The following is a 9,751-nucleotide window of genomic DNA, read 5'->3' on the forward strand; positions in this document are numbered from 1 at the left end:
GAGCAATCACTTACCGGGCCAGCCACCGGCCACGATACAACCGATCACCACAGCACTTGACACAGAGAGGCGCCCAAAGCCGAAGACAACGAATACCGCCGCGGCACCCCGACATGAGTCCATTTGCCCGCCACGATGAATCAGCCCGCGCGCCAAGCAGTTTGTCGCTAGACACGCATTCCTCGGAGAACGGAGCGACGGGCGGGCCGGCAATACACCAACCTTATTGCCAGGGACCGATGCCGCCGATTTTGTCGATCCGAATGTGCGTCACGAACCCGGGCGGTGCGTCGTCAGGCGGGAACACGGCAGGGTCGGACAGCGTCTGCGCCAGAGACTGCAGCAATTCCGGGGCGCCGCCCTCGACAACCCGCGCGGTCCCTTCGACCGCGAGATAGGGCCGCATGGTCTTACCGGCGTCGCCAGTTGACACGATCGTCAGCGCGACGCGGGAATCGCGGCGCATGTTGCGGACCTTCTTGTGCTCGCCGAGGTGTGCGCTGACGAGCTCATCGCCGTCCGGTGTGGACCGCAGCGCCACCCAGATCAGTGTTACCTGAGGACTCCCGTCCGGATTAAGGGTGATCAGTGTGGCGTCGGCGCCATTTCCGATGAGCTCACGCGCGGCTTCGTTGAGTTTCATACGATCTTCGACCTCCACGCCTGCCGATTCATTCCCGGCGATGCGCCAGGTAACGTCGCGGCATGGGCAACGCTGACCGGATCAAGCCGCCGTGGTGGCTGAAACCAGCCAACAAGGTCTTCATCATGATGTCGCGGCTGGGCCTGAGCTTCGGCGGGGAAAGCCCTGTGGTCCTGACGGTTCCGGGCCGCAGATCCGGCACCCCGCGGTCGACACCCGTCACGCCGATGACGGTCGACGGAAAGCGCTATGTCGTGGGCGGCTTCCCGGGGGCGGACTGGGTGCAAAACGTCCGTGCCGCAGGCGAAGTCACGCTGACGCGCGGCCGCAAAAATGAGCGCGTCCGGACGGTGGAGCTCTCACCCGACGAGGCCAGGCCGCTGCTGCGGGTTTATCCGAGCCAGGTGCCCACCGGGGTCGGTTTCATGAAACGGGCCGGACTCGTCGAGGAAGGACGGCCCGACGAGTTCGAGGAGCTGGCCGGCCGTTGCGCGGTATTCCGTTTCGACCCGATCACCCAGGACGGAGATCAAAGCCCTTGAGTGACAACCCATTCGACGCCAACCAATGGCGGCCGGTCGACGGATTCGACGACCTCACCGACATCACCTACCACCGCCACGTCGCCGACGCCACCGTGCGGGTTGCTTTCGACCGGCCCGAAGTGCGCAACGCGTTTCGCCCGCACACCGTCGACGAGCTGTACCGCGCGCTGGACCACGCCCGGATGTCCCCCGACGTGGGAGTGGTGCTGCTGACCGGCAACGGGCCCTCCCCGAAGGACGGCGGCTGGGCGTTCTGCTCCGGCGGCGATCAGCGCATTCGCGGACGCTCCGGCTATCAATACGCCAGCGGAGACACCGCGGAGACCGTTGACGCAGCGCGCGCCGGCCGGCTGCACATCCTCGAGGTGCAGCGACTGATCCGGTTCATGCCCAAGGTGGTCATCTGCCTGGTCAACGGATGGGCGGCCGGCGGTGGGCACAGCTTGCACGTGGTGTGCGACCTCACCCTGGCCAGCCGCGAGCACGCCCGCTTCAAGCAGACCGACGCCGACGTCGGCAGCTTCGACGGCGGCTACGGCAGCGCCTACCTGGCCCGACAGGTGGGACAGAAGTTCGCCCGCGAGATCTTCTTCCTGGGCCGCCCGTATACCGCCGAGCAGATGCACCAGATGGGCGCCGTCAACGAGGTGGTCGACCATGCCGACCTGGAGCGCGTCGGCGTGCAGTGGGCGAGCGAGATCAACGCGAAATCGCCTCAGGCGCAACGCATGCTGAAGTATGCGTTCAATCTGCTGGACGACGGGCTGGTGGGTCAGCAGTTGTTCGCCGGTGAGGCAACCCGGCTGGCGTATATGACCGACGAGGCCGTGGAGGGTCGCGACGCGTTCCTGGAAAAGCGCCCGCCGGACTGGAGTCAGTTTCCGCGCTACTTCTAGAGCTTGGTCGAGATCGACGCGGGCGCGGGATCGCCCGAGAAGAGCGCACGCCAGGGTCGATCTCGGCGAAACTAAACTGCGCACGATGAGCAAGAGTCCACTTCGCCGGTTCACCGACCAGATCGTGCTGGCCAGCATGCGGCCGCCGGCTACGCCGCAGCTGATGATCAACCGCCCCGCGATCAAGCCGGTCAGCCTCGAGGGCAAGCGTGTCCTGATCACCGGCGCGTCGTCGGGCATCGGCGAGGCGGGCGCCGAACTGTTCGCCAAACACGGCGCCACCGTGGTCGCTGTGGCCCGCCGCCAGGATCTCCTGGACGCCGTGGCCGACCGGATCACCACCGCGGGCGCCCGGGCGATGTCGATTCCGTGCGACCTTTCGGACATGGACGCCATTGACGCGCTGGTGGCCGACGTCGAAAAGCGCATCGGCGGCATCGACATTCTGATCAACAACGCCGCCCGATCGATACGACGACCGCTGGCCGAATCGCTGGAACGCTGGCACGACGTCGAGCGGGTCACGGTGCTCAACTACTACGGCCCGCTGCGGCTGATCCGCGGCTTCGCGCCCGGAATGCTCGAGCGCGGCGACGGCCACATCATCAATGTCTCGACCTGGGGTGTGATGTCGGAGGCGTCGCCGATGTTCGGGGTGTACAACGCGTCGAAAGCTGCCCTGGCGTCCATCAGCCGGGTCGTGGAAACCGAGTGGGGCCGAAGAGGGGTGCATTCGACGACGCTCTACTACCCATTGGTGGCCACTCCGATGATCAAGCCGACGAAGGCCTACGACGGAATGCCCGCGTTGACCCCGGAGGAAGCCGCCGAATGGATGATCACGGCCGCCCGCACGCGGCCGGTTCGGATCGCGCCGCGGATGGCCGTTGCCCTCGACGCGCTCAACACCGTCGGCCCGCGTTGGGTCAACGCGCTGATGGAGCGGCGCGCCAGCCATCTGAAGTAGCTCCCCGAGGTCAGCACGACGTCGGACGTGGTAGACACGACCTCATGGATATCCTGGCCAGCCGGATGCTGCTCCGGCCGGCGGACTATCAGCGGTCACTGAGCTTTTACCGCGACCAGATCGGGCTGGCGATCGCACGTGAATACGGGGCCGGCACAGTGTTTTTCGCGGGCCAGTCTTTGCTGGAGCTGGCCGGCTACGGCGACCCGGACCACTCCCGGGGCCCCTTTCCCGGCGCCCTGTGGCTGCAGGTACGCGACGTCCGCGCGACCCAGGCCGAGCTGGAAAGCCGCGGCGTGGCGATCGCCCGCGAGGCGCGCCAGGAACCGTGGGGCCTGCACGAGATGCATGTGACCGACCCGGACGGCATCACCCTGATTTTCGTCGAGGTACCAGGCGGTCACCCGCTGCGCCGAGACACCCGCGCGCAGCCCCGGGGAACGGACGGTTAACGACGAACTAATATCTGGCGACGACTCGCGATATACCCGCGATTCGCCTCTCCGCCCATTCGACAATCGAATCCCCCGACCACCAGAATCAGGCGCTGTGAACATCGAACTGTTCCTCTTGATCATCGTCGTGATCACTGCATTGGCGTTCGACTTCACCAACGGCTTCCATGACACCGGCAATGCCATGGCGACCTCGATCGCCAGCGGCGCGCTGGCACCAAAAGCAGCAGTCGCCCTGTCCGCGGTGCTCAACCTGGTGGGCGCGTTCTTGTCCACCGCCGTCGCGGCGACGATTGCCAAGGGTCTGATCGACGCGAACCTGGTAACGCTGGAGTTGGTGTTTGCCGGCCTGGTCGGCGGCATCGTCTGGAATTTGTTGACCTGGCTGCTCGGTATCCCGTCCAGTTCCTCGCACGCACTGATCGGCGGCATCGTCGGCGCCACCATCGCCGCCGTCGGCGGGCACGGGGTGATCTGGAAGGGCGTGGTGTCCAAGGCGATCATCCCGGCCGTCGTGTCCGCGGTGCTGGCGGTCATCGTCGGCGCGACAGCGACCTGGCTCGTGTACCGGATTACCCGCGGCGTCCCGGAAAAGCGCACCGCGAGCGGTTTCCGGCGCGGCCAGATCGGCTCGGCGTCGCTGGTCTCGCTGGCACACGGCACCAACGACGCGCAGAAGACGATGGGCATCATCTTCCTGGCGCTCATGTCGTACGGGGCGGTCAGCAAGACGGCGGCCACGCCGCCGCTGTGGGTCATCGTGAGTTGCGCGGTAGCGATGGCCACCGGCACGTACCTGGGTGGCTGGCGGATCATCCGGACCCTGGGCAAGGGGCTGGTCGAGATTCAGTCGCCGCAGGGTATGGCCGCCGAATCGTCGTCGGCCGCAGTGATTTTGCTGTCCGCGCACTTCGGCTACGCGCTGTCGACCACACAGGTCTGCACCGGTTCGGTGCTGGGCAGCGGGCTGGGCAAGCCGGGCGGCGAGGTGCGCTGGGGGGTGGCCGGCCGGATGGTGACGGCGTGGCTGGTGACGCTTCCACTGGCCGGGCTGGTCGGGGCGGTCACCTACTTGATCGTCCACCTCATCGGCGGATACCCGGGCGCGATCATCGGCTTCTCGCTCCTGGTGGCGATCTCGGGCACCATCTACCTGCGGTCGCGCCGGGTCAAGGTCGACCACCACAACGTCAACGCCGAATGGGAAGGCACCCTGACCGCCGGGCTCGAAGAATCGGCCGAGCCGCCACCACCCGATTTGGACCCTAAGTCGGGCGCGCCCGCGCCACCCTACGACTCGGATTCCGGTGACACTCTGCCCGCGCGGACCGCATCATGAACGCCTGGTTCAACTACGAAGCCACGCTCAAAATCCTGATCTTCAGCATGCTGGCCGGTGCGGCACTGCCCGCCTTGTTCGCGCTCGGGGTGCGCCTGCAGGCCCACGGCGCCGGTGCGGTCGGGATCGGCGGTGCCACACCGAAACGGAACCCGGTGCTGATCGCGCTCGCCTGGCTGATTTACGCGTTGGTGGTCGCGGTGGTCGTGCTCGGCGTGCTTTACATCGCCCGCGATTTCATCGCGCATCACCTCGGCTATCCGTTCCTGGGCGCAAAACCCAAGTAGCATCGAGTCGTCGTCCCCCGGAGTGCCGAGCCAACGCGCGGAGTAAGAGCGTGAACCGATTTCTCACCTCGATCGTCTCGTGGCTGCGCGCGGGATATCCGGAGGGCATTCCGCCGACAGACTCTTTTGCGGTGCTCGCCTTGCTGGCCCGCCGATTGACCAACGACGAGGTCAAGCTGGTGGCCAACGAGCTGATGCAGCGCGGCGAATTCGACCATATAGACATCGGCGTGGTGATCAACAAATTCACCGACGAGCTGCCGTCACCGGCCGACATCGAGCGAGTCCGAACGCGGTTGGCCGCCAAGGGCTGGCCGCTCGACGACGCCCGCGACGCCCCCGGCAACGGAGACCGCGCATAGCCGTCCTGCGTGCGCTCACCGTCCCGCCGGGCGGTGCCGTTCGGACGTTGTTGCCCGCGCTGCAGCGGGTGCTCGACGGACGTGATCCCGCGCTGATTCCGGTGGCGCCGCGGCAGGAACCTTCCTCCGCGTTGCGAGTCGGAGAAGCTATCGACGACGACGTGGCCCTGGTGGTGACGACATCGGGAACCACCGGTATCCCCAAGGGCGCGCTGTTGACCGCCGATGCGCTGACCGCCAGCGCGTCGGCCACCCACGACCGGCTCGGTGGCCCGGGCAGCTGGCTACTGGCGGTGCCGCCGTATCACATCGCCGGGGTCCAGGTGCTGGTGCGCAGCGTGCTCGCCGATACCGCGCCCGTCGAGCTGGACGTGTCGGGCGGCTTCGACGTCGCCGAATTACCCACTGCGGTAGAGCGATTGGGCTCCGGAAGGCGATATACGTCGCTGGTCGCCAACCAATTGGGGAAGGCGCTCACCGACCCGGCGGCGACGGCCGCGCTGGCCGAATTGGACGCCGTGCTGATCGGCGGCGGACCGTTGCCGCCGTCCATCCTCGACGCCGCCACGGCCGCCGGCATTGCCCTGGTACAGACCTACGGAATGAGCGAAACCGCGGGCGGCTGCGTTTACGACGGTGTCGCCCTGCCCGGCGTGTGGGTGCGAGTGACGGACGACGGTCGCATCGTCCTCGGCGGCGCCACGCTGGCCAAGGGTTATCGCAACCCGGTCGATCCCGACCCGTTCGCCGAGCCCGGCTGGTTCCGTACCGACGACCTTGGCGCCCTGGATGATTCGGGCGTGCTGACCGTGCTGGGCCGCGCCGACGACGCGATCAGCACGGGCGGGCTGACAGTGCTGCCCGAACCTGTCGAGGCCGCACTGTGCACCCACCCCGCCGTCGGCGAGTGTGCGGTTTTCGGCGTTGCGGACGAGCGGCTGGGCCAGCGGGTGGTTGCCGCGGTGGTGGTGCGCGACGGATGTGGGGCCCCGACGCTGGAGGCGCTACGTGAGCATCTGACCCACACACTGGACGCCACCGCCGCGCCGCGCGAGCTACACGTCGTCGACGCGCTGCCGCGCCGCGGCATCGGCAAGGTGGACCGGACGGCGTTGGCACACCGGTTCGCGGGCGATCAATAGGCTGGTCGACCGTGAAGGTGGCGCGCCGGGAATTGATCGCGGTAGCGGCCGGAACCGTGTTGGTGGCGGCTGCGGTGATACTGCCGCGGATGCACCTGGGCGTCGACCCGCGCCGCGACACCGGTGTGGACCGGTTCGGCACCCGGACGGGCGCGACGCCGATCTTCGGCTATTGGGATGTCCATGCCGGCTGGGGCACCGCGCCGGCGATCGTGCTTGCGCTGGCGGTCGTGTTGTGGGGAACGTCCATTGCACAACGGCTTTCGTGGCGGATGCTGACGCTGTGCAGCTGGCTTACCGCCGGCGGGTGGGCGTTTGCGCTGGCGATGATCGACGGTTGGCAGCGCGGCTTCGCCGGCCGGTTGACCACTCGCGACGAATACCTGGCGCAGGTGCCCGGCGTCACCGACCTCCCCGCCACCCTGCGCACGTTCGCCAGCCGGATCGTCGACTTCCAGCCGGACTCATGGGTCACGCACATCTCGGGCCATCCACCGGGTGCACTGTTGACGTTCGTGTGGCTGGACCGCATCGGACTGCGCGGCGGCGCGTGGGCCGGGCTGCTGTGCCTGCTGGTCGGCTCCAGTGCGGCGGCGGCGGTGGTGATCGCCGTCCGGGCGCTGGCCGGCGAGCAGACCGCGCGGCGCGCCGCGCCGTTCGTCGCGGTTGCACCGACGGCGATCTGGGTCGCGGTCTCGGCCGATGGGTACTTCGCCGGAGTCGCGGCGTGGGGAATCGCGCTGTTGGCACTCGCGGTACACGGGCGGGTTCGGTTGCCCGCTTTGGCAGCCGCCGGGGCGGGCCTGCTGCTGGGCTGGGGCGTGTTCCTCAGTTACGGTGTGATGCTGATCGGGCTTGCGGCGCTGGTAGTGCTGGTGTCGGCCGCGGATTGGCGCGCGTCACTGCGGGCGCTCGGCCCGGCCGCCCTGGCCGCGATAGCGGTTGCGGTCGCTTTCGCTGTCGCCGGATTCTACTGGTTCGACGGCTATACCCTTGTGCAGCAACGCTATTGGCAGGGCATCGCAAAGGATCGGCCGTTCCAGTACTGGTGGTGGGCGAATCTGGCGTGTGTGGTGTGCGCGATCGGGCTGGGCAGCGTCGCGGGCATCAGCCGCGTTTTCGATAGCGCCGCAATCCGTCGGCGATCGGGTTTTCACCTGTTGCTGCTGGCGATGCTGGCGGCCATCGTGCTCGCCGACCTGAGCATGCTGAGCAAGGCCGAGACCGAACGAATCTGGCTGCCTTTCACCATCTGGCTGACCGCGGCGCCCGCGCTGCTGCCGTTGAAGTCGCACCGGCTGTGGTTGGCGCTCAACGTCATTGGAGCCCTGCTTGTAAACAGCGTCATCTTCACGAACTGGTAGGCGCGAGCAGACGCAAAAACACGCGACACGCCGGGCATTTGGGTGCTTTTGCGTCTGCTCGCCCTACGGTCAGAGGCCGGCCGCACGGGTGACGCGTGCGAAACGACTGCCGGGTGCGCAGGCATCACGTACGCCTTCGATGTCGTCGACGACATCGAAGTCCGCCAGCTCTTGAACTGTTGCCACGGCAATACCGTTGTCGTGCAACGCCTTCAATGTGAGCTGCCCGGTCTGGGGCTGAGACATGGGGACGGTCCGCAGGCATTCCGCCATAACGGGCGTCTGCACTCCGAGCACCCACCATCCGCCATCGCAGGCCAATCCCAGCACCGCCGGCGCCGCCAGCAGCCGGCGCGCGCAGCCGGTCAACAAGTCGGCGGTCACCTGCGGGGTGTCCATGCCGATCTGCAGCACCGGAGATCCGTCGGCCGAATCGGCGTGTGCGTTGGCCAGCCGGTCCGCGAAGCCGTCGCCGCGCTGCTCGATCACCGTGAACGATTCCAGCCGCGAGCGGATCTCGGCGCCGCGGACCGCCGCGGCCAGGTTGCCGGTAAGTGCCACCACCCGCGCGGACGCCGGTGTGGTCGCCACCGCGTCCAGCGTGTCCAGCAAGGCGGCGGCGGCGATCTCGGCGGCGACCCGATCGCCAACGGACGTCGCAAGCCGGGTCTTGGCGCGGCCAGGTTCCGGCGCCTTGGCGACCACCAACAGGGTCACCGGCAAGCCGCTCAAGAAATCACCTTCCAGAAGTCGAGGATCGCGGTGATGCTCCCCCGCAGCGAGCCGCTGACTTTCGACTTGCCGCCTGTCCTCGGACCGTAGGTGATGTCGACTTCGACGACACGCCAGCCGGCGGCCGCGGCACGAACCAGCAGTTCCAGCGGATACCCCGACCGTCGATCGACGACACCCAGGTTCAGCAGGTCCGCTCGCCGGGCCACCCGCATCGGGGCGATGTCGTGCACCGGCAGGCCGTGCCGAGAGCGCAGCCGCCAGCTCATCACCACGGTGCCGATCCGGGCGACCAACGGCCAGTGCAGTCCCTGCACCGGCCGCCGCCGGCCGGTCACCAGGTCGGCGCCCCGGCCCAACTCGGCGACCAGCCGGGGCAGGTCGGCGGCGTCCATCGAACCGTCGGCATCGATGACGGCCACGATCGGCGTCGTCGCCGCGACCACGCCCGCATGCACCGCCGAGCCATACCCCGGCCGTGGTTCGGCGACCACCTCGGCGCCGTGGCGGCGCGCGACCGCGGCCGTGTCGTCGGTGCTGTTGTTGTCGACCACCAATGCCCGATAGCCGGCGGGAATGGCGGCCAGCACCGCGGGCAGCGACTCCTCTTCGTCGAGGCAGGGCAGCACCACCGTTACCGCGTCCTCGGGCATGGCAACCGACATTAGCGCGGGCCGGGACCACCCGGATCGCCGCCATGGAAAACGATTTGCTGCGACGGAGGCGGGCAAGCGGCGACTTTCCCATCTCGCCCAGAACTTCCTCGCCGGCTGTGGTTAACTGTGGCCCACACTGCAGCGGCGGAACGGCTGACCGCCGTGAACCTAGGGGGCATGGGAGTGCAACGCGCCCGAGAAAGTTGACCCACCAGTCAGTAGACGCAGCCGCGACAACCCGAGCACCGGAAGCACCTATGCAGCCCTTTGACGAACACCCAACGCAGGCAGCCTCATTCCAGTCGCCCCACTATCCGCCGCCGCCCGGTGATCCGGGAGTCCATTACGGCTACGCGCCACCGC

12 protein-coding genes are annotated in these 9,751 nt (G+C 67.8%); 9 read left to right on the forward strand and 3 right to left on the reverse strand.

All coding sequences use genetic code 11. The features are described from left to right. Positions 1-223: 223 nt before the first annotated feature. Positions 224-643: a PPOX class F420-dependent oxidoreductase gene (locus tag A5791_RS18695; protein WP_067240071.1), complete on the reverse strand. Its 420-nt coding sequence runs from the start codon at positions 641-643 to the stop codon at positions 224-226. Between the two features lie 62 nt (positions 644-705). On the opposite strand from A5791_RS18695, the gene A5791_RS18700 reads away from it, so the two are divergent. The 9 genes from A5791_RS18700 to A5791_RS18740 all read left to right on the forward strand — a co-directional run bounded on the left by A5791_RS18700 (position 706) and on the right by A5791_RS18740 (position 8,000). Further along, positions 706-1,185, forward strand: coding sequence for a nitroreductase family deazaflavin-dependent oxidoreductase (locus A5791_RS18700; protein ID WP_067240042.1), 480 nt, complete (start codon positions 706-708; stop codon positions 1,183-1,185). Further along, positions 1,182-2,084, forward strand: a complete 903-nt coding sequence (locus tag A5791_RS18705; protein WP_067240045.1) for a 1,4-dihydroxy-2-naphthoyl-CoA synthase — start codon at positions 1,182-1,184, stop codon at positions 2,082-2,084. The genes A5791_RS18700 and A5791_RS18705 overlap by 4 nt, the downstream gene beginning before the upstream one ends. 85 nt (positions 2,085-2,169) lie before the next feature. Beyond that, a complete protein-coding gene (locus A5791_RS18710; RefSeq protein ID WP_067240052.1) occupies positions 2,170-3,051 on the forward strand; it encodes an SDR family oxidoreductase in 882 nt (293 codons plus the stop codon). Positions 3,052-3,095: 44 nt separating this feature from the next. Further along, positions 3,096-3,503, forward strand: coding sequence for a VOC family protein (locus A5791_RS18715; protein WP_067240055.1), 408 nt, complete (start codon positions 3,096-3,098; stop codon positions 3,501-3,503). Between the two features lie 97 nt (positions 3,504-3,600). Further along, positions 3,601-4,845: an inorganic phosphate transporter gene (locus A5791_RS18720; RefSeq protein ID WP_067240057.1), complete on the forward strand. Its 1,245-nt coding sequence runs from the start codon at positions 3,601-3,603 to the stop codon at positions 4,843-4,845. Beyond that, positions 4,842-5,132, forward strand: a complete 291-nt coding sequence (locus A5791_RS18725; RefSeq protein WP_067240061.1) for a hypothetical protein — start codon at positions 4,842-4,844, stop codon at positions 5,130-5,132. Before A5791_RS18720 ends, A5791_RS18725 begins: the two co-directional genes overlap by 4 nt. Before the next feature lie 50 nt (positions 5,133-5,182). After that, on the forward strand, positions 5,183-5,494 hold the full coding sequence (locus tag A5791_RS18730) for a DUF3349 domain-containing protein (RefSeq protein ID WP_067240063.1): 312 nt from the start codon (positions 5,183-5,185) through the stop codon (positions 5,492-5,494). 68 nt (positions 5,495-5,562) lie between these two features. After that, complete coding sequence (gene menE / locus A5791_RS18735; protein ID WP_067240074.1) at positions 5,563-6,636, forward strand: o-succinylbenzoate--CoA ligase; 1,074 nt, start codon at positions 5,563-5,565, stop codon at positions 6,634-6,636. Between the two features lie 11 nt (positions 6,637-6,647). Further along, entirely contained in the window at positions 6,648-8,000 is a 1,353-nt protein-coding gene (locus tag A5791_RS18740; RefSeq protein ID WP_067240065.1) for a hypothetical protein, read from the forward strand. Positions 8,001-8,069: 69 nt separating this feature from the next. Here A5791_RS18740 and A5791_RS18745 read toward each other — a convergent pair whose 3' ends face one another. Both A5791_RS18745 and A5791_RS18750 read right to left on the reverse strand, forming a co-directional pair. Next, the gene (locus tag A5791_RS18745) at positions 8,070-8,732 is read right to left on the reverse strand and encodes a DUF2064 domain-containing protein (protein ID WP_067240067.1); all 663 of its coding nucleotides are present in this window, start codon (positions 8,730-8,732) and stop codon (positions 8,070-8,072) included. Continuing rightward, positions 8,729-9,385 (reverse strand): glycosyltransferase family 2 protein, encoded by a 657-nt coding sequence (locus A5791_RS18750; protein WP_067240069.1) that lies wholly within the window; start codon positions 9,383-9,385, stop codon positions 8,729-8,731. The genes A5791_RS18745 and A5791_RS18750 overlap by 4 nt, the downstream gene beginning before the upstream one ends. Between the last annotated feature and the right edge of the window lie 366 nt (positions 9,386-9,751).

This window comes from Mycobacterium sp. 852002-51163_SCH5372311 (assembly GCF_001667115.1).
GTDB lineage: Bacteria > Actinomycetota > Actinomycetes > Mycobacteriales > Mycobacteriaceae > Mycobacterium.